The sequence below is a fragment of the Cupriavidus sp. 8B genome (genome assembly GCF_054589115.1).
Map to the genome: position 1 here is coordinate 221197 of NZ_BAAILO010000381.1, position 22432 is coordinate 243628.

The following is a 22432-nucleotide window of genomic DNA, read 5'->3' on the forward strand; positions in this document are numbered from 1 at the left end:
TTGATCCTGTGCCCGGCAACGGCGTCCGGTTTCCCGAGCGGGAACCGGACGCCGATTGCTTTTTAGCGCGCCCTAGCGCTGCCCGAAACTGGCATCGATGAACAGGTCCTTGTACTCGCGCGGCTGCGAGCGCCAGTATTGCTTCGGCGCATGCACCTGCGCGCCAAGCTTGGCCGCCGCATGCCACGGCCAGCGCGGATCGTAGAGCATGGCGCGCGCCAGCGACACCGCATCGGCTTCGCCGTTGGCAATGATGGCTTCCGCCTGCTCCGGCTCGGTGATAAGCCCCACCGCGATGGTCGGCAAGCCCACCTCTGCCTTGACCCGCTGCGCGTAAGGCACCTGGTAGCCCGGCCCCAGCTTGATCGCCTGCGCCGGCGAAACGCCGCCGGTGGTCACATGGATGGCCGCGCAGCCACGTGCCTTGAGCGCGTTCGACAGCGCGATCGTGCCTTCGATATCCCATCCGCCGGGTACCCAGTCGGTGGCCGAGATGCGGGCCCAGACCGGCTTGTCCGCGGGAAACGCCGCGCGCACGGCGTCGAACACCTCGATGGGAAACCGCATGCGGTTCTCCAGGCTGCCGCCGTATTCGTCATCGCGCTTGTTCGCCAGCGGCGACAGGAACTGATGCAGCAGGTAGCCATGCGCCATGTGGAGCTCGATGCCATCGAGCCCGAGGCGTGCCGCGCGGATGGCCGCGGCCACGAAATCGTCCCGCACGCGGTCCATGCCCGCGCGGTCCAGCGCCATCGGCGCGTCCTCGCCCTCGGCATGCGGCACGGCGGATGGCGCCAACGTCTTCCAGCCCAGCGGCTGGTCCGGCCGGATCTGGCTGCCGCCCTCCCACGGGGCGTGGCTCGATGCCTTGCGCCCGGCATGCGCCAGCTGTATCGCCAACGCAATCGGCGAATGCGCCCTGACAGCCTTGATCACCTTGCCGAGCGCCGCCTCGTTCGCATCCGAGTACAGGCCGAGATCTCCCGGCGTGATGCGCCCTTCCGGCGACACGGCCGACGCCTCGATGATCAGCATCGCGGCGCCGGACAACGCGAGCTGGCCGAGGTGGATCATGTGCCAGTCGGCCGCCGAGCCTTCCTCGGCCGAGTACTGGCACATGGGCGCGATCACGATGCGGTTTTCCAGCCGTAGATTGCCAATCGAAAAGGGTTGGAATAACTGACTTTCACTCATGGGAGAGACTCCTTGCTGTCTGTGGCGCCGGCTTGCGGCATGCATGGCTTTGCATTCTAGAACGCCTGGTTTTTTTTGCGTCGTCGCGCCATTTCAGTGCGCAGCCACCGCAAGCGGCGCGCGCCGGGTGACGAGATCGGCGATCAACGCCAGGCCCAGCGCCGTGGCGCCGCACAGGAAGATCAGCGCGTAGTTGTTGTGGGACAGCGTGAACAGGTACGAGTAGCCGTAGCCGCCAAGCGCCTGGAACAGCGCGAAGGCCGTGGTGGCGCGGCTCCACGCGGCGCGCTGCTCGGCATGGTCGTGCGGCACCATCTCGTGGATGCGCCCAAGCACAAGCGGCACGATGCCGGGCGTAAACAGGCCCAGCACCACGGTGGCGACGCCGACCAGGATCGGGTTGCCCGACAAGGCAAGCGTACCCACGGCAATCGCCTGCAACAGCAACGCGAGGCGATAGGCCGGGCCAAAGCCAATACGGTCGGCCACGTTGCCGCACACCAGGGGGCCGGCGATGGCCGCGACACCATACAGGACCCAGTAGCCGGCGCCGATCCCTGCGCCCCGGCCGAGGCCGCGCGCCACATAGTCGACCAGCAGCACCATGGCGGGCACCAGGCCCAGCGCGTTCGCGGCGTATTGGCCGTACAACACGCGCATGGCGGTGTTCTCGCGCTTGGCCGGCCGCGCATTCACGCTGGACGCTGGCACTGCCGGCGCCGCCGGTGCCCCGCCCGGCCAGCCAAACCAGCTCACCGCGGTGAGAATGGCCGCGAACACGCCCAGGCCAATCCACGTGTCCTTCAAGCCCAGTTGCAACAACCTGGGAATGATGGTGCCGGAGGCAGCAATGCCCAGCCCGAGCCCCAGGAAGATCATGCCGCTGGCAAAGCCGCGCCGGGCGGCCGGGATATGCGGCAGGATCGTGGTGGCTACCAGCACCATGATGGCGCCGCCGGACACGCCGGAGGCAAAGCGCCAGACAAAGAACCAGCTCACCGACAGCGGATACGCGCAGGCGAAGAAGGCGGCGGAGGCGATCACCATCAACAGGCGCAGCGCGTTACGGTTCGACAGTGCCGTGGCGATCGGACGGCCAAGCAGTGCGCCGGCGAGGTAGCCGGCAAAGTTTGCCGCGCCCAGCGTCACCGCCTGCGATGACGTGAACCAGTGCGCGTGGATCAGCGGCGGGATCAACGGCGTGTAGGCGAAGCGCGCCAGGCCGATGGCGACCAGGCTTGCGCACAGGCCGGCAAGGGTGGCGTACAAGGCGCGGGCATCGAGTGTGGATGCCGTGGGACCGGGGAGCGTTGCGGTGTGCTCGGACATGATGCATTCCTGCGGATTCGGTGTGGTATTTGTGTTGGTATTTGTGTGCTTGTGCTTGTGCTTGTGCTTGTGCTTGTGCGGGATCATGCCGAGCGTGGCCCGTCGGGCAACGGCGGCAGGCCAAGCAGGCTTAGCGCCGGCGCGACGGGCCCCGTCAGCAGCGCGCGTTCCGGGCGGACCCGGGCCAGGACCCGCACGCCGAGCAACACCGCTAGCAGATGCGCGGCCGCGTCCGCCGCCGGCAATACCACGGGGATCTCGCCGCTCGCCTGCCCCGCTTGCATGCAGCGCTGGAAAAAGTTCTGGATCTGTGTGAGTTCGTCGGCGATGCCTTTCCGGCAGGCTTCGTCGCCGGGTGTGGACTCCACGGCGGCATTGACCAGCATGCAGCCGCGGTGCCGTACGTCCGCGACCGAGCGCTCGATGATCTCGCCAAAGAATGCCGTAATCGCGCGGCCGGGCGATTGCGAGGACTCCAGCCGGGTGATGCGCTCACGCAAGGTGCGCTCGAGGTAGTGCTCCAGCGCGCGCAGGAACAAGCTGCGCTTGTCGCCGAAGGCGTTATACAGGCTGGGCTGGGTCAGACCCGTGCATTTGACGAGATCCCGCGTGGATGTGGCCTCGAAGCCATTGGCCCAGAACGCGTCTCCCGCGGCCTCCAGCACCTGCTGTTCATTGAATTCGCGTGGTCGCGCCATGGTTGCTCCGGCTTGCCTGACTCGTTGGGTGGGGCGGATACGTTCTGTATCACACGATACAGAACAGATTATATATCGGACGATACATAACGCAAGATGAAATGCGAGGTGAGCCGCGAGCGAACCGGATCGGAGGGTGTTTTCATCAAATGATCATGTCCCTGGGCCCGGAGGCGGCAGACAAAGCGCAGCACACTCGACATGGCGCGCGCTCAACCCTCTGCCTTCCGCCTTTTCCAAGCGCGCTTGGATCATTTGATCAAACGCCATGTGCGACTTGATCATTCCGGGCAGCGTTCGCCGCACCTTCTCGCGTCGCGCGGGCATTCCCTCCCCGCCCGCGCAGGTCCTGTCACGCCATCGCCGCACTGGCATGCCGCATGCAGTAACAGCGCATGGCCGGGCAGGCAGCGACATCTGGGGCAGGCAATGGAATGGAGCGGGGAAGGCAGGCAGGAGCCGCCGCTTGGCGCACATCTCGTCACGCCGCGTTGTGGCTACAGCCACCATGGCATCTACGTGGGCAACGGGAGGGTGATGCACTATGCCGGGCTGTCGCGCGGCTGGCTGCGCGGTCCGGTGGAAGAACTGGGGATGGCCCTGTTCGCCGCCGGCCATGTCATCGAGGTCAAGGCGGTCCCGCTAACGCCCGCTGTTGGCGAGGAGGCGGTCAGCCGTGCCCGCTCGCGCCTGGGCGAAAACCGCTATCGCCTGCTGACCAACAACTGCGAGCATTTCTGCGCGTGGTGCCTTTACGGGGAGAGCCGCAGCGAACAAGTCCAAGGCTGTCTTGAGCATCCGTGGCGTGCGCTGCGCCTGCTTGGGGGCTTTGTGGCGATGTGGTGGCGCAACGCGCAGGTGGCAGGGGGGCAGGCGATGCTCAGCCCAGGCTGGCGGACGCCAATTGCGGCCTGGACTGGCCACCGGTGACCAGGTCGATCGCGGCAAGCACGTCCGCGATCTCAGGTACCACGCCGCGGGCGCCCACGGAGACGGACTGCCCCGGGGTGTTGATGCCGAAATGCTCACTGTCGGTGACTGTGAACAGCATCACAGACGGCTTGCCCAGCGCATCGGCCAGGTGCACGAAGCCGGTATCGGTGCCAACGACCAGCGCGGCGGCATCCACCCGCTGCGCGCATTCGGTGATGGTCATGCGCGGCAAGACTTCGGCGCCGGAAATCTCCGCTGCCAAGGCTTCGGATTGCTCGCGCTCGGAGGGCGAGCCCCAGGGCAACTGGATCTTGTAGCCGCTCTCGGTGAGCGTGCGGCCGACCGAGATCCAGCGCTGCGCGGGCCATTTCTTGGCCTCGACGGAGGTCGCGTGGAACAGCATCGCGCGCGGCACGCCATCGACGTTGAGCGGCGCGGCGGGCGCGGGCACGCGCACGCGCAGCGCGTAATGCTCGACGGGATCCAGCGGATAGCCGAGCGCGTTGGCCACCACCATGCGCATCTTGTGGCGCGCGGTGGCGTCGCCATGCGGCCCGAAGATCTGCGTGTAGGCGAACACGGCACGCGCCTCGCCAAGGTACTCGGCGGCGTAGCCCAGGCGCCGGCTGGAGCGCGCGAGCCAGGCCACGATGGCGCTCTTGTACACGCCGTGCACGTCCACCACCACATCGTACTTCTCGCGCCGCAATGCCCACAGCGCGCCAAAGATGGCACGCAGGTCGGCCCAGCTGCGGGATTTCTTGAAGCCGCGCAGCGGCGGCGCGATCACGCGATCCACGCCCACGGCCCAGCGCGGAATATCGGCACACGACGCATCGGCCACCCAGTCGATCTTGGCCTCGGGATAGGCGCGCCGCAGGTCGGACACCAACGGCAGCGTGTGCACCATATCGCCCAGCGAGGTGATCTTGATGAGGAGAATGCGTTTCATGGAAATGGAGAATCGGGTTGCGGACGGGTCTCGCCGGCTGGCAGCGAGGCCGTAGTATGCACCAGCCCCATGGGCGGCGCACCAATTTGCAAGCCCGGCGGCAGTCTGGCATGGGGTTCGCGCAGCACCCGGCGCCAGCCAGCTACATCCGCTGCCCGCCGCCTCCCGTCAGGCCAATCAGCCCTCTGCGGCCAACTCAGGCCCAGGCGGCAGCGCTAGCCACCACGGTGGCGAAGCGGTCATGCAGCGCCGCCAGCGAGTTACGGTGGATCTCCGCCGCCGAGAGCGGCGCCCCGCCCAGCGGGTCAGGCAGGTCGCGCGTGGCGCAGGCCGATGCCACCACCGTGCTGCGATAACCATGATCGAGCGCCGAGCGCACCGTGGCGCTGACGCACATATGCGTCTGGAAGCCCGCCACGATCAATTCCTTGCGCCCAAGCTTGTCCAGCATGGCGGCCAGCGTGGTGCCGGCGAAGCTGTTGGGCAGGCCCTTGACCACGGTATGTTCGCCGCCAAGCGGCTCCAGCCCTTCGATGATGGCCGCATAGGGGCCCTCGGGATCGAAGGCGCCGCCGCTGCCGGCCCGCCCGTGATGCACCACGTGCACCACCGGGCTGCCGTGGCGGCGCGCCAGCGCCAGGAGCTCGCCGCAGGCCGCGATGGCACCGGGCATGCCCACCAGCGGGAGCTTGCCGTCAACATACTCGCGCTGGTGGTCGATCAGCACCAGCGTAGCGGCCTCCCACGCCGAAGGAAGGCGGCTGGCGCCGGCAAGGTCGAGCAGGGTAAAGGGTGTGGCCATCATGGCTCCTTTTGCTTGTGCGTCAGGTATTGGAAACGGCTCCGGGATTCGTGGGCAGGCGCCACGAGGGCGACTACCATGCAAGCGATGATAAGCCGCGCTATGCTGTTCGCCAATTCTCAACTGGCTCACATCCATTGTGCAAAAACGTTCACTCCACTGGGACGACCTGCTGACCCTGTCCACGCTGATCCGCACCGGCAACTATTCGGCCTGCGCCCGCGAGCTGGAGGTCACGCACGCCACCGCGATCCGCCGCATCCGGCGGCTGGAGACAGCCCTTGGCAAGCCCGTGGCAACACGCACCAATGGCGCGTTCGCGCTCTCGGCGGCCGGCCGCTCGGCGCTCGCCGCGGCGCAGCAGATGGAGAGTTCGGCGCAGCGCTTGCTGCGCGAAGTGGAGGATGCCGGCAGCGGTGTCTCCGGCGTGGTCAGCATCGCCTGCACCGCGGCGCTCGGCAGCCACTTCCTGACACCACGCATGTTCGGGCTTTATCGCGCGCACCCGCAACTTGAAGTCAGGCTGGAAACGGACAACCGCATCGCCAGCCTGGCGCGGCGCCGCGCCCACATCGCGGTGCGGCTGGCGCGGCCTCAGGAAAGCGACGCCATCGCGCAGCGCGCGGGCAGCATGGGCTTTGGCCTGTATGCGCCGGTACGGCCGGCCGACGCCGGCCCGTGGCGCGAGCAGGATCTCGCCGCCGCGCCATTGTGCGGCCTGCTGGACGAAGGCCTGGCGCTGCCGGAATCCGAATGGACGCGCACACTGGCAGCGCGCACGGGGTTCCAGTCGAACAACCTGCTGGCCGTGCGCGAGGCGATTCGCCGCGGCCTGGGCATCGGCCTGCTGCCGCACTACCTGGCGCGGGACGATACCCGGCTCGCGCTGGTGCGCGAGGTGCCGGAGGTGGTACGGGAGATCTGGCTGGCTTATCCGCAGGAGTTTCGCGGCGCTTCCCGGTTCCGGCCCGTGATCGACTGGCTGGCCGGGGAATTGCGGCAATGCCCGTGAGCCACGGAACCTGTTGAAAACGCAGAGGCAGGCAGTATAGTTGCCTGAAGCATGCCCGCCCCACGGGCTCGCGCACGGTGCTGTCGGCAGGCCGCCACCGGCCGCCGATGGCACGGGGAGCTTCACCATGGATCGGGATTCACCGGCAAAGCTGGACGCAGGCGCGCTCGGGCTGGGCGAATCCGTCGTCATGGGCGTGGCGGGCACGGCGCCCGCCTTCAGCCTGGCGGCCACCACCGCCACCCTGGTCGGGACGGTGGGTGGCCTGGCGCCGGCCAGCCTGCTGTACTGCGGCCTGATCATGTTCGGCGTGACGCTGTCCTACCAGCAACTGAACCGGCTGCAGCCCAGCGCTGGCGCCTGCTACACCTGGGTCTCCGAGATCTTCCATCCGGTGCTTGGCTTCTTCGCGGGCTGGACGCTGCTGGTGGCGTCGGCGGTATTCATGGTGTCCGGCACCGTTCCGGCCGCCACCGCCACCCTGCTCCTGATCGATCCGGCGCTGGCGGAGCGACCGCCCGTGGTGACGCTGGTCGCCGCAGGCTGGCTGCTGGCGGTGAGCATCGTCGTGGTCAAGGGGATCAAGCTGACCAGCTACACCCAGGTGGCGATGACGCTGCTCGAGGTCGGGGTGCTGGCAGCGATTGTGCTCGCTGCCCTGCTGCGCGCGCCGCTGCCGCTTGCCCACCCGCTCTCGCTGGCCATGTTGTCGCCATTCAACTTTTCGCCGCAGTTGTTTGCCAATGGGGCGCTGGTGGCGCTGTTCTTCTTCTGGGGCTGGGACGTGACGGCGAACCTGACCGAGGAAACGCGCGATCCGGCGCATGCGCCCGGGCGCGGGGCATTGATGGCGATGGTCATCGTGCTGGCACTCTTCATGACCTTCGTCATCGCCAGCCTGGCCGTGCTGAGCGACCAGGAGATCCGCAGCGCCGGCACCAACGTGGTGTTTGCGCTTGCCGCGCGGCTGTTTCCGCGGCCGTGGGACTACCTGGCCGTGCTGGCCGTCATGCTCAGCACCGTGGGCACACTGGAGACCTCGATCCTGCAGTTCACCCGCACGCTCTACGCCAAAGGCCGCGATGGCCTGCTGCACCCGCGCTATGCCGAACTGCATCGCACCTGGCGCACGCCGTGGGTAGCCACCGCGGTCATCGCATCGTTTGGCTTGCTGCTGCTGGCGCTGTCCGCGTACTTCAACAGCGTGGGCCAGATCATCCAGGACTCGGTCAATGCCATCGGCTTCCAGGTGGCGTTCTACTACGGGCTGGCCGGCTTCGCCTGTGCCTGGCACTGCTGGCGCGAAGCCGCCCGCACACCCGGCAGGCTGTTGCTGCTAGTACTTTGGCCCGCTTGCAGCGCCGCGTTCCTGTGGTTCATCGGGCTGTACAGCATCCCCAGCTTCGACCTGGCCACGCGGGTGGTAGCCCTGGGCGGCATCGCGGTTGGCGTGGTGCCGCTGTGGATCAACCGGCGCCGGCTGCTCGCCGCGCGCGGGGCGCTCAGGGCACCGGGCCCGTGACATGCCTGGGGCCGCCTAGGCGGACACGGATGCCGTCAACAATTCCGCCGCGGCCTCGATACGCTGCGGCGCGCCGAACAGCCGCGCGACCACCAGCCCGCTTTGCAGCGCGCCAAACACGGCTTGCGCCAGCGCCTGTGGTGGGATCGGCAAGGCCCTGTGCTGCACGGCCTGCGCGGATTCGAGCAGGCGAGTGAGCCAGGTCTCGTTCAGGCGGTAGAAATCCTTGAGGATGCGGTGCACCGATTCCGGCAAGAACACGGCTTCCGTGGACAGCATGCCTACCAGGCAAATGGCGTCGCCGCCCGCGGTGGCCAGCCAGGGCGCCAGGTAGGCGCGAGCCTGCTCGTCCACCGGCAGGCTGGTGTCGATGTCGCGCACGCGCGCCGAGCTGCGGGCGCTGTACTCCGTCACCGCCGCCTGCACCAGGTCCTCCTTGGAGGGGAAGTGGTAGTGGATGCTGGAGGTCTTGACCCCTACCCGCTCAGCAAGGTCCCGGTAGCTGAATCCATTGAAACCCCGCTGCCGCACCAGCACCAGGGTGTGCTCCAGCAGTTGATCGCGTACGGATTGGGTAGTCATGGCATTCCTCCGCCTTTCGGCGGGCCCTCGAAACCGCGGCAATGGCAAAAAGCCGGCGTTACCGGCTCTTTGCGTGCGTCACCGCATTCATCGGATTAAAGATTGAATCGCCGCGTGTTCGGCATCTCGCGTAGCTCAGGCGTTGGCGCCTTCGGTGAACACATCGAACTTGCCGGTACGTGCACCATCGGTATAGGCGTCCACGCTACGGGCCGGGCTGGCCGACACGCCGGTACGATCCAGGCCGGCGACGATACGGGCGCCATCGGTGTACGGGTCGAACTTGCCGGTACGTGCGCCATCCGTGTAGGCATCCACGCTGCGCGCCGGGCTGGCCGACACGCCGGTGCGATCCAGGCCGGCGACGATACGCGCGCCATCGGTGTACGGGTCGAACTTGCCCGCACGGGCGCCATCGGTGAACTGGTCAACGGAACGCGACGGCGAGGCCGAGACGCCGCTGCGGTCCAGGCCAGCCACGATGCGGGCACCGTCCGTGTACGGGTCGGCCTTGCCAACGCGCGCACCTTCGGTGAACGGGTCGAACTTGCCGGTGCGGGCACCGTCGGTGAAGGCGTCACGGGTGGTGGTGCGGAACTCGTAGCCGTACTTGTCACCGGCAAAGGTGCTGTCCTTGGGGCCCGAGGCCTGGGCCGTGCCGGCCACGAAGGCAGCGGCAAGGGCGGCGGCGGTGATCAGGGTCTTGGCGAAGAGGTTCGAGGTCATGATGTTCTCCATTTGCATTTGAGGACCCGCGCTTGGGCGGAATCGAATCGGTACGCTTTGGAACCTTCGCCCTTTTTGTTTGTTATCTACTAGTAGATAGATAAGCTGGCCAAAAAAAACGGGGATTCCCCGGGTGCTGCGCTGGATCCTCTTTCCTGCTTCAGCTTTCCTTGCTGGGGCGGAGCAGCGGCTTCCATGTCGTGAATATTATCTACTGGTAGATAGACAGTCAAGGAAATTCTCAGAAAATCTTTGATGTCTACGCGGCATCACACACGGTAAAAGAAAAAACGGTGGCACAAGGCCACCGTTCTTCACCGCTGCAAGGGGACGCTTACCGCACCTTCCCTTCCTTCCACGCCTGCAAGAGCTTGTCGTAGGCGATGGTCTCGCCCTTCGGCTTCTCGTTGGCCAGCTTCTTCCATGGCGCATGCTCATCCGACAGCCATTTGGCGGGATCGCTCTTGGCGTTCAGCTTGGGCGCGCAGTTTGTCATGCCGGCGCGCTGCAGCCGCCCCATCACCTGGTCCATTTCCTCGGCCAGGTTGTCCATCGCGGACTGCGGCGTCTTCTCGCCGGTCACAGCGGTCGCCACGTTCTTCCACCACAACTGGGCCAGCTTGGGATAGTCGGGCACGTTGGTACCGGTGGGCGTCCACGCCACCCGTGCCGGGCTGCGATAGAACTCGATCAGGCCGCCATACTGCGCGGCATTCTTGGTGAGGTACTCGTGATGGATGTCGCTGTCGCGGATGAAGGTCAGGCCGGTGAGCGACTTCTTCAGCGATACCGTCTTGGACGTCACGAACTGCGCGTAGAGCCAGGCCGCCGCGAGGCGGTTGGGATCGGTGTTCTTGAAGAAGGTCCAGGACCCCACGTCCTGGTAGCCGTTCTGCATGCCCTGCTTCCAGTACGGGCCATAAGGCGACGGCGCCATGCGCCATTTCGGCGTGCCGTCCGCATTGACCACCGGCAGGCCCTTCTTGGTCATGTCGGCGGTGAAGGCCGTGTACCAGAAGATCTGCTGCGCCACCTGCCCTTGCGCCGGCACCGGGCCGGCTTCGGAGAACGTCATGCCCATGGCTTGCGGCGGCGCGTACTTCTTCATCCAGTCGATGTACTTGGTGAGCGCATAGACTGCGGCCGGGCTGTTGGTGGCGCCGCCGCGCGAGACCGATGCACCTTCCGGCGTGCACTTGTCAGCGCCAACACGGATGCCCCATTCGTCGACCGGCATGCCGTTCGGCAGGCCCTTGTCGGCCGACCCGGCCATCGACAGCCAGGCGTCGGTAAAGCGCCAGCCGAGCGACGGATCCTTCTTGCCGTAGTCCATGTGGCCGTAGACCTTCTTGCCGTCGAGATCCTTGACGTCGTTGGAGAAGAAGTTGGCAATGTCCTCGTAGGCCGACCAGTTGGTGGGCACGCCCAGGTCATAGCCGTACTTGGCCTTGAACTTGTCCTGCAGGTCCTTGCGTGCGAACCAGTCGGCACGGAACCAGTACAGGTTGGCGAACTGCTGGTCGGGCAACTGGTAGAGCTTGCCGTCCGGCGCGGTGGTGAACTTGGTGCCGATGAAGTCCTTCACATCCAGCCCGGGATTGGTCCACTCCTTGCCGGCTCCGCTCATGTAGTCGGACAGCGGCAGGATGGCGCCATAGCGGTAGTGCGTGCCGATCAGGTCGGAGTCGGAGATCCAGCCGTCATAGATCGACTTGCCGGACTGCATCGAGGTCTGCAGCTTCTCCACCACATCGCCTTCCTGGATGATGTCGTGCTTGACCTGGATGCCGGTGATTTCCTCGAAGGCCTTGGCCAGCGTCTTGGATTCGTACTCGTGGGTCGTGATGGTCTCCGAGACCACGCTGATCTGCGTCACGCCCCTCGCCTTGAGCTTGGCGGCAGCGTCCATGAACCACTTCATTTCTGCGAGCTGCTTGTCCTTGGAGAGCGACGACGGCTGGAACTCGCTGTCGACCCACTTCCTGGCCTCGGCCTCGCCTGCCCAAGCGGCGTGGCCGCAGGCGAGCGCCGCCGCGCAGGCCAGCGCCGTCATGCCCAATTTCACGTGCACCTTCATGAACGTCTCCTCGAAAATCCCCCTCCCTGCTCTTTGTCTGGGTCGCGGTCCGGGGAAGGTGCAGGCCGCTACGCCCATTGACGAAAAATCCGTCGCTTTATTCTTGTCGGTCTTGTCGGATCAGGGTGCGCGACCCGCGCGGCTCAGCCCTTGCGCATCACCAGGCCCAACGCAAGCATCGAGAGCACCAGGCTGATCCAGATCGAAGGCTCCTCCGCCAGGGAGAACCACGCCATCATCTTCTCGCCCAGGCCCACCCACGCCAGGTTGATCCAGGCTGCGCACATCAGGCCGATGAACAGGCGGTCGCCGCGGGTGGTGGCGATGGGCAAGAAGCCCTTGCGCTCAATGGTGGGGGCGCGCGTCTCCCACATCGTCATGCCAACCAGCATCACCGCGATGCTGATGAAGAACACGGCCACCGGGGTGGTCCATACCATCCAGCTGAACATGGCATCCTCTCCTTACACGCGGCCCATCGCGAAGCCTTTCGCGATGTAGTGCCGGACAAACCAGATCACGATGCCGCCGGGCACGATGGTGAGCACGCCGGCCGCGGCCAGCACGCCCCAGTCCATGCCGGAGGCCGACACCGTGCGCGTCATGGTGGCAACGATCGGCTTGGCGTTGACCGAGGTCAGCGTGCGCGCCAGCAACAGTTCCACCCAGCTGAACATGAAGCAGAAGAAAGCGGCCACGCCCACGCCAGCCTTGATCAGCGGCAGGAAGATGGTGATGAAGAAACGCGGGAAGGAGTAACCATCCACATAAGCCGTCTCGTCGATCTCGCGCGGCACGCCGGACATGAAGCCCTCCAGGATCCACACCGCCAGCGGCACGTTGAACACCAGGTGCGCCAGCGCCACGCCAAGATGCGTGTCCATCAGGCCCATGGTGGTGTAGAGCTGGAAGAACGGCAGCAGGAACACCGCCGGCGGCGTCATGCGGTTGGTCAGCAGCCAGAAGAAGACGTGCTTGTCGCCGATGAACCGGTAGCGCGAGAAGGCATAGGCCGCGGGCAGCGCCACCGTGATGGAGATCACCGTGTTCATCGCCACGTAGATCATCGAGTTGATGTAGCCCGAGTACCAGGACGGATCGGTGAAGATGGTCTTGTAGTGCTCCAGCGTGACATCGTTTGGCCACAGCGACAGCGTGGAAACGATCTCCTCGTTGGACTTGAACGACATGTTCAGCATCCAGTAGATCGGCAGGATGGCGAAGACCAGGTACACCACCAGGAACACCGCGCGCCAGTAGGTGGCGCTTTGCTTGGCTTCACGTTTGGCTTCACGCATTGGGCATGTCCTCGCTGCCGGCGGTGCCCGCGCGCTGCATCCAGTTGTAGAGGATGAAACACATGAGCAGGATGATCAGGAAGTAGACGATCGAGAATGCCGCGGCCGGGCCCAGGTCGAACTGGCCCACGGCCTTCTGCGTGAGGTATTGCGACAGGAACGTGGTGGCGTTGCCGGGCCCGCCGCCGGTCAGCACGAACGGCTCGGTGTAGATCATGAAGCTGTCCATGAAACGCAGCAGCACGGCGATCATCAGCACGCCGCGCAGCTTGGGCAGCTGGATGTAGCGGAACACCGCCAGCCGCGAGGCGCCGTCGATCTGCGCGGCCTGGTAGTACGCGTCGGGAATCGCGCGCAGGCCGGCGTAGCACAGCAGCGCCACCAGCGGCGTCCAGTGCCACACGTCCATCACCAGCACCGTGAACCACGCGTCCACCGCGCTGCCGGTGTAGTTGTAGGCAAAGCCCATGCCGGCAAGCGCCGCGCCCAGCAAGCCGATGTCGGTGCGCCCGAAGATCTGCCAGATCGTGCCAACCACGTTCCATGGAATCAGCAACGACAGCGCGATCACCACCAGCACCGCCGACGCCTTCACCCCCTTGGCCGGCATCGACAGCGCCAGCAGGATGCCAAGCGGGATCTCCACTGCCAGCACCGCCAGCGAGAAGCCGAGCTGGCGCAGCAGCGCGTCGTGCAGCTCGCCATCGCGCAGCACGGTGCGGAACCATTCTGTGCCGACGAACACGCGCCGTTCAGGCGAGATGATGTCCTGCACGGAGTAATTGACGATGGTCATCAGCGGCAGGATGGCCGAGAACGCCACGCACAGGACCACCGGGATGACCAGCAGCCAGGCCTTCTGGTTGACGGGCTTCAGCGTGCTCATGCCACCAGCTCCTCGTTGACGTAGTAACAGGTATGACGGTTGAACACGGACAGCCACACGGTCTCGCCCGCCTGCAGCGCCGCGCCCTCGTTGCCGAGCCGGCCGCGCACGGTGGCCGCCTGGCCGCTGGCATCCTGCACGGTGGCGGTGACCAGCCAGTAGGTGCCAATGTCCTGCGCGCGCTCAACGCGCGCGGGCACGGCCTGCGGATCGGTGCTCGCGGCCAGGCGCAGGTACTCGGGGCGCACGCCGACCTTGAAGCTGCCGGCCGCCTGCAAGGCCGCGGCGACCGTAGGCGCGAACTCGGGCATATAGCGCCGCCCGGCAATTTCGATAGCGCCATCGCGCCAAGTTCCCGCCAGGAAGTTCATGCCCGGCGAGCCGATGAAGTTGCCGACGAAGGTATGCGCCGGGCGCTCGAACAGCGCATCGGCCGGCCCCACCTGTACCGCCTTGCCACGCGACATCACCACCACCTGGTCGGCAAAGGTGAGTGCCTCGGTCTGGTCATGCGTGACGTAGATCAGCGTCAGCCGGAACTCGTGGTGAATCTCCTTGAGCTTGCGGCGCAACTGCCATTTCAGGTGCGGGTCGATCACCGTGAGCGGCTCGTCGAACAGGATGGCCGATACGTCCTGGCGCACCAGCCCGCGCCCGAGCGAGATCTTCTGCTTGGCATCGGCCGCCAGGCCGCTGGCGCGGCGGTCCAGCGACGCGGACAGGTCCAGCATCTCGGCCACGCGGCCCACGCGCTCCTTCACCTGGGCCGCGGGCACGCCGCGGTTGCGCAAAGGGAAGGCCAGGTTCTCGCCCACCGTCATGGTGTCGTAGATCACCGGGAACTGGAACACCTGGGCGATGTTGCGCGCCTGCGGCGTGGCCGCGGTCACGTCGCGGCCATCGAAGGAGACGGTACCGTGCGATGGCCGCTGCAAGCCGGAAATGCAATTGAGCAAGGTGGTCTTGCCGCAGCCGGAGGGCCCGAGCAAGGCGTAGGCGCCGCCGTCTTTGAACGTGAACTTCAGCGGCAGCAGCGCGTAGTCCTCGTCCGCTTGCGGATCGGGCCGGTACGAATGGGACAGGTCGAGGTCGATGCGTGTCATCTCAGGCTCCCAGCTCGGCAGTGGCGGGGGCGACCCTGAGCGGCCGCCCGGGCGCATGGATGCGCATGCCGGCCGCGTCGAACAGGTAGAGCTGCGCGGGATCCAGGTGCAGGGTGAGCGGCGCGCCCAGTTCCAGGTCGACCACCCCCGGAAACTGCGCCACCAGGTTGCCGGCCGGTGAGTCCATATGCACGAAGGTGTCCGACCCGGACAGCTCGGCCAGCGCCACCCGGCCCGCCACCGGCACGGAGCCCGGCGCGGCCTCCAGGCGCAACGCACCGGCCCGCACCCCGACCGTTACCGTGCCGCCGTGCCCCCCTGCCTCGGGCAAGGGCACGACGATGCCGCCCGGCAGCGTGACAGCGCCAGCCAGCAGGTTGCCGGCCATCAGGTTCATGGGGGGATCGCTGAAGGCACGCGCCACGCGCAGCGAGGCGGGATAGTGAAAGACCTCCGGCGTGGGCCCGTACTGCAGCAGCTCGCCGGCGTCCAGCACCGCGGTGTAGCCGCCCAGCAACAGGGCCTCGGCCGGCTCCGTGGTGGCATAGATCACGGTGGCATTGCCATGCGCGAAAAGCTGGGTCAGCTCCTCGCGCAGCTCTTCACGCAGCTTGTAGTCCAGGTTGACCAGGGGCTCGTCAAGGAGCATCAGCGGCGCGCCCTTGGCCAGCGCGCGCGCCAGCGCCACGCGCTGCTGCTGCCCGCCGGAGAGCTCGGCGGGAACGCGGTCGAGCAGGTGCTCGATATGCAGGCGGGTGGCCAGCGCCCTCACCTGTCCATCGATATCCTTGGAGCGCCGCAGCTTGAGCGGCGAAGCAATATTGTCGAAGACGGTCATCGACGGGTAGTTGATGAACTGCTGGTAGACCATCGAGACGTTGCGCTCGCGCACCGGCATGCCGGTCACGTCGATGCCGTCCACCTCGACCCGGCCGGCACTGGGCCGGTCCAGCCCCGCCATGACCCGCATCAGCGAGGTCTTGCCAGCCTGGGTGGCACCTAGCAGGATGGTCACCGCGCCCGGCACGGGTGTCAGCGACATGGGATATAGATACGCCTGCGAGCCTGCTTGCTGGGCGATGCCTTCCAATCTGAGCTGCATCGAGTCTCCGATTTCGAATGACACACACATCACATTTACAACAATGATGCAAACGCACAAATCTTTGCTTCCCGCTCGTTTTAGAACAAAAACGAACAGAAAACAATCGTGCACTGCATCATTTGTTTTCGTTTATGTTTGAACTAGAATGCGGGTATGACGCTAAATCCACGCCAGACCGCCCTGCTGGAAGAGGTTCGCAGCCAGGGCTTCGCTTCCATCGACGAACTTGCGCGCAAGTTCGGGGTGACCCTGCAGACCGTACGCCGGGACGTCAACCTGCTGGCTGAAGGCGGCATGCTGGCGCGCTTTCACGGTGGCGTGCGGGTGGAGGGCTCCACGGTGGAGAACATCGCCTATCGCCAACGCCAGGTGCTCAATGCCGAGGGCAAGGCCCGCATTGCGCGCGCGGTGGCCAGCGCCGTGCCCGAGGGTTGCTCGTTGATCCTGAATATCGGCACCACGGTCGAGGAAATCGCGCGCGAGCTGATGCATCACCGCGGCCTGCGCGTGATCACCAACAACCTGAACGTGGCGAGCATCCTGGCCGACAACCCCGATTGCGAAGTGATCGTCGCCGGCGGCGTGCTGCGCTCGCGCGACCGCGGCATCGTGGGCGAGGCCACGGTGGAGTTCATCAGCCAGTTCAAGGTGGATATCGGCCTGATCGGCATCTCGGGCATCGAGGCCGACGGCACGCTGCGCGACTACGACTTTCGCGAAGTGAAGGTAGCGCGGACCATCATCGAGCATTCGCGCGAAGTCTGGCTGGCGGCGGACGCCAGCAAGTTCAACCGGCAGGCCATGGTGGAACTGGCGCACGTCTCGGAGATCGACCGGCTCTTTACCGACCAGCCGCTGAAGCCGCCGTTCGAGAGCATGCTGGAAGAAAGCGGAGTGCGCTGTGTGGTCGCGCAGGCCTGAGAGCGGCCAGCCACGGCGCCGGCTCCCCTGCGGGCGAGGCGGTGCCGGCGCGACTGGCGCCGGGCACCGGGTGGAGGGCTTGCTTGCGGGATTACTTGAAAACGACGGTCTTGTGGCCGTTGAGCAGGATGCGGTGCTCGGCATGCCATTTGACGGCACGCGCCAGCGCCACGCATTCCACGTCGCGCCCCACCGCAGTGAGCTGCTCGGGGTCCATGCTGTGATCCACGCGCTCGATTTCCTGCTCGATGATCGGGCCTTCGTCCAGCGCAGCCGTCACGTAGTGGGCGGTGGCGCCGATCAGCTTCACGCCGCGGTCATGCGCCTGGTAGTAGGGCTTGGCGCCCTTGAAGCTGGGCAGGAACGAGTGATGGATATTGATGGCGCGGCCGGCCAGCTTGCGGCACAGGTCGTCGGACAGCACCTGCATGTAGCGCGCCAGCACCACCAGGTCGATGTTCTGCTCGCGCACGATCTCGAACACCTTGTTCTCCTGCGCGGCCTTCTGCTCGGCCGAGGCGTTCATCATCGGCAGGTGGAAGAACGGGATATCGTACGACGCGGCGAGCTGGTAGAAATCGCGGTGGTTCGACACGATGGCGGCGATCTCCACCGGCAGGCCGCTGGCCTTGGCGCGAAACAGCAGGTCGTTCAGGCAATGGCCGATCTTCGACACCATGATCATCACGCGCGGCTTGACGCTGGCATCGAACAGGTCCCACTGCATGGAGAACTGATCGCCGATCGGCGCGAAGGCGGTCTTCAGCGTGGCCAGGTCCGGGCCGCCGGCGGCCGGCGTGAAATGCACCCGCATGAAAAAGCGGCCGGTGAATTCATCGCCGAACTGGTCGGAGTCGACGATATTGCAGCCGTGCTGGAACAGCAGGCCCGAGACGGCATGGACGATGCCCGGCTGGTCCGGGCAGGAAATGGTGAGAATGAATCCGGTATTGCTCATCGTGTGTGGTTGTGTCTAGTGCGCGCCGATCAAGGGCGGGGGCTGCCGGGGGCGCTCCAGCCGCGGCGGTTGAGCGCATCCAGCGTCACCAGGGTCGCGTCGACCGTCATGGCGCCATCCGCCATGATAGCAAGCAATGCCTCCGGCTCGATACGCCGGTGCTCGGCCACCTCCCCGTCGCGGTTTTGCGGCACGAAATCCGGCGGCAGCAACAGGTCGTACACGTACACGGCCTCCCACTGCACGCCCTCGGGGATTTCACGCAGCACTTCGATCACGCCATGGGCTTCTGCGCGCTGCGCCAGTTCGGGCGCAATGCCTGACTCCTCGTCGCACTCGCGCACCAGCGTGGCGAGCGGGTCGCTGCCGTGCGGCATGCCGCCTGCCACCAGGTTGTCCCACATGCCGGGGTCGACCGCCTTGGCGGCGCTGCGCCGCGAAATCCACAGCGCGCGCTCGCCGGCAATGACGCCGTTCATGTGCGAGGCAAAGGTCAGCAGCCCGAGAAAGCGCGCCGCCGCGCGCTCGATCACCGCGAAGGCCGGCGCCGCGAGTTCCGGCGTGACTGCGAACAGCTCGTCGCGCCAGCCGCGCACATGGCCGGCATCCGCCAGCCAGTGCGCCAGCACCTTCAGCGCGGCGCTGCGAGCGGGAGCATCGCCGCAGTCCGGCAGCAGCGCCACGCTGCTATCGCGCGGCTCGCCCAGCACGGCCGGCACCGCATCCTGCGCGCGCAGGATGCGCGCATGCGCGCGCGGCAGCCAGCCCACCTGGCGGCCTTCCACGGTCAGGCGCAGATGCGCGCCGGCATCGAAACGGCTGCGCGCCGCGAGCGAAGCGGCAACGCGGGACACGACGGGGTTCTGGCTGGCGGGCAAGGTATCGGACATGAAGGATCCTGGCGGCCGGCAAGGCACGCCTGCAATGGTTAATGCAATGGTAAAAGCAGTCAATCCAGGACAAGACGCATGAAGCAAAATCAGCCTTCGGGCCTGCCGCAATTCGTGCTGGCGCTCGACCAGGGCACCAGCAGCTCGCGCGCGATCCTGTTCGATCACGCCGGCAACGTGGCACGGGTCGCGCAGCGCGAATTTCGCCAATATTACCCGCACCCCGGCCATGTCGAGCACGATCCCTACGAGATCTGGCAGTCGCAGCTGGCGGTGGCACACGCCGTGCTGAACGACGCCGGCGTCGCGGCCAGCCAGGTGAGCGCCATCGGCATCACCAACCAGCGCGAGACAACCGTGCTGTGGGACCGCCAGACCGGCGAGCCCATCGGCCGCGCGCTGGTCTGGCAGGATCGCCGCACCGCGCCGATGTGCGAGGCGCTGCAGGCCGACGGCCACGGCGAGCTGTTCCGCGACAAGACCGGCCTGATCATCGACGCCTACTTCTCCGGCACCAAGCTGCGCTGGATGCTGGACAACACCGAGGGCGCGCGCGAACGCGCGGCGCGTGGCGAGCTGGCGTTCGGCACGGTCGACAGCTGGCTGATCTGGCAGTTGACGGATGGCAAGCGCCACGTCACCGATGTCTCCAACGCGTCGCGCACGATGCTGTTCAACATCCACACCTTCCAGTGGGACGATGCCCTGCTCGACCTGCTGGACATCCCACGCAGCTTGCTGCCCGAGGTGGTGCCCTCCAGCGGCGAGGTGGCGCGCACGGCGCTGCGGCTGTTTGGCGCCCAGATCCCGATTGCGGGCATCGCCGGCGACCAGCAGGCCGCCACCTACGGCCAGGCCTGCCTGTCTCCGGGCATGGCCAAGAACACCTACGGCACGGGCTGCTTCCTGCTGATGAACACGGGATCGCAGCCGGTCACTTCGCATAATCGCCTGCTCACCACCATTGGCTGGCAACTGGGCGGCACCACGACTGCCGCCAGCCGCACGCAATATTGCCTGGAAGGCGGCGTGTTCATGGGCGGCGCCACCATCCAGTGGCTGCGCGACGGGCTGCAGATCATCAACAGCGCACCCGAGGTGGAGCCGCTGGCGCGCCAGTGCGACGATACCGAAGGCGTGGTGCTGGTGCCGGCCTTTGCCGGCCTGGGCGCGCCGCACTGGGACCCGTTCGCGCGCGGCACGCTGGTCGGCCTCACACGCGGCACCGGACGCCCGCACATTGCGCGCGCCGCGCTGGAGTCGATCGCGCTGCAGAGCGTGGACGTGCTGGACGCCATGCAAAAGGACGCCGGCATCTCGCTGGCCGAGCTGCGCGTGGACGGCGGCGCGTCGCGCAGCGACCTGCTGATGCAGATGCAGGCCGATCTGCTCGGCACGGCCGTGGTCCGACCGCGCGTGACCGAGACCACCGCGCTTGGCGCCGCCTACCTGGCGGGACTGGCCACCGGCTACTGGAGCGGCGAGGACGAGATCGCCAGCCAGTGGCAGGTGGAGCATCGCTTCGAGCCCAACCTGTCGGCCGATGCGCGTGAATACCGGCTCTGGCGCTGGCATCGCGCGGTAGAGCGCGCACGCGACTGGGCGCGGGAGGACGGCGCGCCACCGCATTCGGCAAACTGAGCGCGGGCTGACCACCGCATGCGCCAGATACGTATCAGCATCACCGCGACACGCATTCGCATCAAACAAGGAATCATGCAGACACTGCACACTCCCATCCTGCCGCCCGACCGCGCCACCCTGCTCGCCACCCTCGAGCGCGAGCCGAAGTGGGATGTCATCGTCATCGGCGGCGGCGCCACCGGCCTGGGCACGGCGGTGGACGCCGCCTCGCGCGGCTACCGCACGCTGCTGGTGGAAGCCGCCGACTTCGCCAAGGGCACCTCCAGCAAGGCCACCAAGCTGGTCCACGGCGGCGTGCGCTACCTCGCGCAGGGCAATATCGGCCTGGTGCGCGAGGCGCTGCATGAGCGCGGCCTGCTGGCCCGCAACGCGCCGCACCTGGTGTGGCCGCTCGGCTTCGTGGTGCCGGCCTACCAGCTGTTCGACCAGCCCTTCTACGGCATCGGCCTGAAGCTTTACGACATGCTGGCCGGCGGGCTCAACCTGTCCGGCAGCCGCTGGCTCAACCACCGCGAAACGCTGGCGGCGGCACCGACCCTGGCCGAGCACGTGGGCGGGCGGCCCCTGCGCGGCGGCAACCTGTATTTCGACGGGCAGTTCGATGACGCCCGCCTGGCCATCGCGCTGATGCGCACGCTGTTCGACGTGGGCGGCACGGCCATCAACTACCTGCGCGTGAGCGGGCTGTCGCAGCGCAACGGCGTGATCGACGGCGTCACCGTGAAGGACGTGCTGGGCGACGCCAGCTTCGATCTGAAGGCGTCTTGCGTGATCAACGCCACCGGCGTGTGGGTCGATGCCGTGCGCCAGATGGAAGACGGCCAGGCGCGCAGCATGGTGGCCCCCAGCCAGGGCGTGCACCTGACCTTGCCGCGCAGCTTCCTGCCCGGCGACCGTGCCATCCTGATCCCCAAGACCGACGATGGCCGCGTGCTCTTCGTCGTCCCCTGGAACGGCCACACCATCATCGGCACCACCGATACGCCACGCAAGGACCTGCCGCTGGAGCCGCGCGCCGGCGCCGACGATGTCGATTTCATCCTGGAGACCGCCACACGCTACCTGTCGCGCGCGCCAACCCGCGCCGACGTGACCAGCGTCTGGGCCGGCCTGCGCCCGCTGGTCAAGGCCACCGGCGAAGCCTCCACCGCCTCGCTCTCGCGCGAGCACACCATCCTGGTGTCCAAAGCCGGCCTGATCACCGTCACCGGCGGCAAGTGGACCACCTACCGCAAGATGGCCGAGGACGTGATGGGCACGGCCATCCAGCGCCAGATGCTGCCGGCCGCGCCCTGCGTGACCGCGCAACTGCCATTGCACGGCGCGCAAGGCTTGCCCGCGAAACTGACTGCGCCCGCCAGCGGCTCGCCGGACCGTTACTACGGCAACGAGGTCGGCATGCTGCACGCGCTGCCCGGCAACGAGGAAATGCTGGTGCCCGGCGCCGGGCTGACTGCTGCCCATGTGCGCTTTGCCGCGCGTTTCGAGCTGGCACGGCGGGTCGAGGACGTGCTGGCACGCCGCAATCGCGCGCTGTTCCTGGAAGCCAGCGCCGCCTGCGCGGCAGCACCCAGGGTGGCCGAGATCCTGGCCGAGGAGCACGGCCACGACGCCGCCTGGCAAGCGGCCGAGGTAGCCAGCTTCCGGGAGCTGGCAAGCGGCTATATGTTGGCCTGAGGGGCGGCACGCGGCAGGGATGCCACCCGGCCGCGCGTCCCGTGGGGAATACGGCCGTCATGACCGGGTCTGTCTCATCAGCGTCTAGCTACCGAGCTAGCTACCGAGCTGGCTACCAAGGAA

The 22432-nt window shown here is 66.7% G+C and carries 21 protein-coding genes; 6 read left to right on the forward strand and 15 right to left on the reverse strand.

From position 1 onward, the window contains the following. Positions 1–72: 72 nt before the first annotated feature. The 3 genes from ACYP5B_RS36540 to ACYP5B_RS36550 form a co-directional block, all read right to left on the reverse strand. Positions 73–1194, reverse strand: coding sequence for an NADH:flavin oxidoreductase/NADH oxidase (locus ACYP5B_RS36540; RefSeq protein WP_267603735.1), 1122 nt, complete (start codon positions 1192–1194; stop codon positions 73–75). Positions 1195–1287: 93 nt separating this feature from the next. Next, a complete protein-coding gene (locus ACYP5B_RS36545; protein ID WP_459572864.1) occupies positions 1288–2523 on the reverse strand; it encodes a YbfB/YjiJ family MFS transporter in 1236 nt (411 codons plus the stop codon). Positions 2524–2606: 83 nt separating this feature from the next. Next, the gene (locus tag ACYP5B_RS36550; protein WP_459572865.1) at positions 2607–3221 is read right to left on the reverse strand and encodes a TetR/AcrR family transcriptional regulator; all 615 of its coding nucleotides are present in this window, start codon (positions 3219–3221) and stop codon (positions 2607–2609) included. A 429-nt stretch (positions 3222–3650) separates the two neighbouring features. On the opposite strand from ACYP5B_RS36550, the gene ACYP5B_RS36555 reads away from it, so the two are divergent. Further along, entirely contained in the window at positions 3651–4151 is a 501-nt protein-coding gene (locus tag ACYP5B_RS36555) for a lecithin retinol acyltransferase family protein (protein ID WP_459572866.1), read from the forward strand. Here ACYP5B_RS36555 and waaC read toward each other — a convergent pair. Both waaC and ACYP5B_RS36565 read right to left on the reverse strand, forming a co-directional pair. After that, complete coding sequence (gene waaC / locus ACYP5B_RS36560; protein WP_459572867.1) at positions 4102–5106, reverse strand: lipopolysaccharide heptosyltransferase I; 1005 nt, start codon at positions 5104–5106, stop codon at positions 4102–4104. The genes ACYP5B_RS36555 and waaC overlap by 50 nt on opposite strands. Positions 5107–5302: 196 nt before the next feature. Further along, entirely contained in the window at positions 5303–5908 is a 606-nt protein-coding gene (locus ACYP5B_RS36565) for a cysteine hydrolase family protein (RefSeq protein ID WP_459572908.1), read from the reverse strand. A 139-nt stretch (positions 5909–6047) separates the two neighbouring features. Between ACYP5B_RS36565 and ACYP5B_RS36570 the strand changes: the two genes are divergently transcribed. Then, a complete protein-coding gene (locus ACYP5B_RS36570) occupies positions 6048–6920 on the forward strand; it encodes a LysR family transcriptional regulator (RefSeq protein ID WP_400094018.1) in 873 nt (290 codons plus the stop codon). Between the two features lie 127 nt (positions 6921–7047). Then, positions 7048–8442, forward strand: a complete 1395-nt coding sequence (locus ACYP5B_RS36575; protein ID WP_400094016.1) for an APC family permease — start codon at positions 7048–7050, stop codon at positions 8440–8442. A 15-nt stretch (positions 8443–8457) separates the two neighbouring features. Here the strand turns inward: ACYP5B_RS36575 and ACYP5B_RS36580 are convergent, their stop codons facing one another. The 8 genes from ACYP5B_RS36580 to ACYP5B_RS36615 form a co-directional block, all read right to left on the reverse strand. Next, the gene (locus tag ACYP5B_RS36580) at positions 8458–9024 is read right to left on the reverse strand and encodes a TetR/AcrR family transcriptional regulator (protein ID WP_400094014.1); all 567 of its coding nucleotides are present in this window, start codon (positions 9022–9024) and stop codon (positions 8458–8460) included. A gap of 135 nt (positions 9025–9159) precedes the next feature. After that, positions 9160–9750: a copper resistance protein CopQ gene (locus ACYP5B_RS36585; RefSeq protein WP_400094013.1), complete on the reverse strand. Its 591-nt coding sequence runs from the start codon at positions 9748–9750 to the stop codon at positions 9160–9162. A 334-nt stretch (positions 9751–10084) separates the two neighbouring features. Further along, positions 10085–11815 (reverse strand): ABC transporter substrate-binding protein, encoded by a 1731-nt coding sequence (locus ACYP5B_RS36590; protein ID WP_459572909.1) that lies wholly within the window; start codon positions 11813–11815, stop codon positions 10085–10087. Positions 11816–11970: 155 nt separating this feature from the next. Then, positions 11971–12279 carry a DUF2160 domain-containing protein gene (locus tag ACYP5B_RS36595; RefSeq protein WP_400094011.1) on the reverse strand — a complete coding sequence of 103 codons (309 nt, stop codon included), beginning with the start codon at positions 12277–12279 and terminating at the stop codon, positions 11971–11973. Between the two features lie 12 nt (positions 12280–12291). Continuing rightward, the gene (locus ACYP5B_RS36600; protein WP_318231359.1) at positions 12292–13125 is read right to left on the reverse strand and encodes a carbohydrate ABC transporter permease; all 834 of its coding nucleotides are present in this window, start codon (positions 13123–13125) and stop codon (positions 12292–12294) included. Beyond that, the gene (locus ACYP5B_RS36605; protein WP_043347729.1) at positions 13118–14011 is read right to left on the reverse strand and encodes a carbohydrate ABC transporter permease; all 894 of its coding nucleotides are present in this window, start codon (positions 14009–14011) and stop codon (positions 13118–13120) included. The genes ACYP5B_RS36600 and ACYP5B_RS36605 overlap by 8 nt, the downstream gene beginning before the upstream one ends. Further along, positions 14008–15114, reverse strand: a complete 1107-nt coding sequence (locus ACYP5B_RS36610) for an ABC transporter ATP-binding protein (RefSeq protein ID WP_400094008.1) — start codon at positions 15112–15114, stop codon at positions 14008–14010. The genes ACYP5B_RS36605 and ACYP5B_RS36610 overlap by 4 nt, the downstream gene beginning before the upstream one ends. A gap of 1 nt (position 15115) precedes the next feature. After that, positions 15116–16216, reverse strand: a complete 1101-nt coding sequence (locus ACYP5B_RS36615) for an ABC transporter ATP-binding protein (RefSeq protein ID WP_459572869.1) — start codon at positions 16214–16216, stop codon at positions 15116–15118. 156 nt (positions 16217–16372) lie between these two features. Between ACYP5B_RS36615 and ACYP5B_RS36620 the strand changes: the two genes are divergently transcribed. Next, on the forward strand, positions 16373–17140 hold the full coding sequence (locus tag ACYP5B_RS36620; RefSeq protein WP_400094005.1) for a DeoR/GlpR family DNA-binding transcription regulator: 768 nt from the start codon (positions 16373–16375) through the stop codon (positions 17138–17140). Between the two features lie 91 nt (positions 17141–17231). On the opposite strand, the gene purU is transcribed toward ACYP5B_RS36620, so the two are convergent. After that, positions 17232–18098 carry a formyltetrahydrofolate deformylase gene (purU, locus tag ACYP5B_RS36625; protein WP_318231362.1) on the reverse strand — a complete coding sequence of 289 codons (867 nt, stop codon included), beginning with the start codon at positions 18096–18098 and terminating at the stop codon, positions 17232–17234. 29 nt (positions 18099–18127) lie between these two features. Further along, a complete protein-coding gene (locus ACYP5B_RS36630) occupies positions 18128–18988 on the reverse strand; it encodes an NUDIX hydrolase (RefSeq protein ID WP_459572871.1) in 861 nt (286 codons plus the stop codon). Between the two features lie 78 nt (positions 18989–19066). Between ACYP5B_RS36630 and glpK the strand changes: the two genes are divergently transcribed. Further along, positions 19067–20629: a glycerol kinase GlpK gene (glpK, locus tag ACYP5B_RS36635; RefSeq protein WP_400094001.1), complete on the forward strand. Its 1563-nt coding sequence runs from the start codon at positions 19067–19069 to the stop codon at positions 20627–20629. Between the two features lie 75 nt (positions 20630–20704). Next, positions 20705–22309 (forward strand): glycerol-3-phosphate dehydrogenase/oxidase, encoded by a 1605-nt coding sequence (locus tag ACYP5B_RS36640; RefSeq protein WP_400094000.1) that lies wholly within the window; start codon positions 20705–20707, stop codon positions 22307–22309. The last annotated feature ends 123 nt before the right edge of the window (positions 22310–22432 follow it).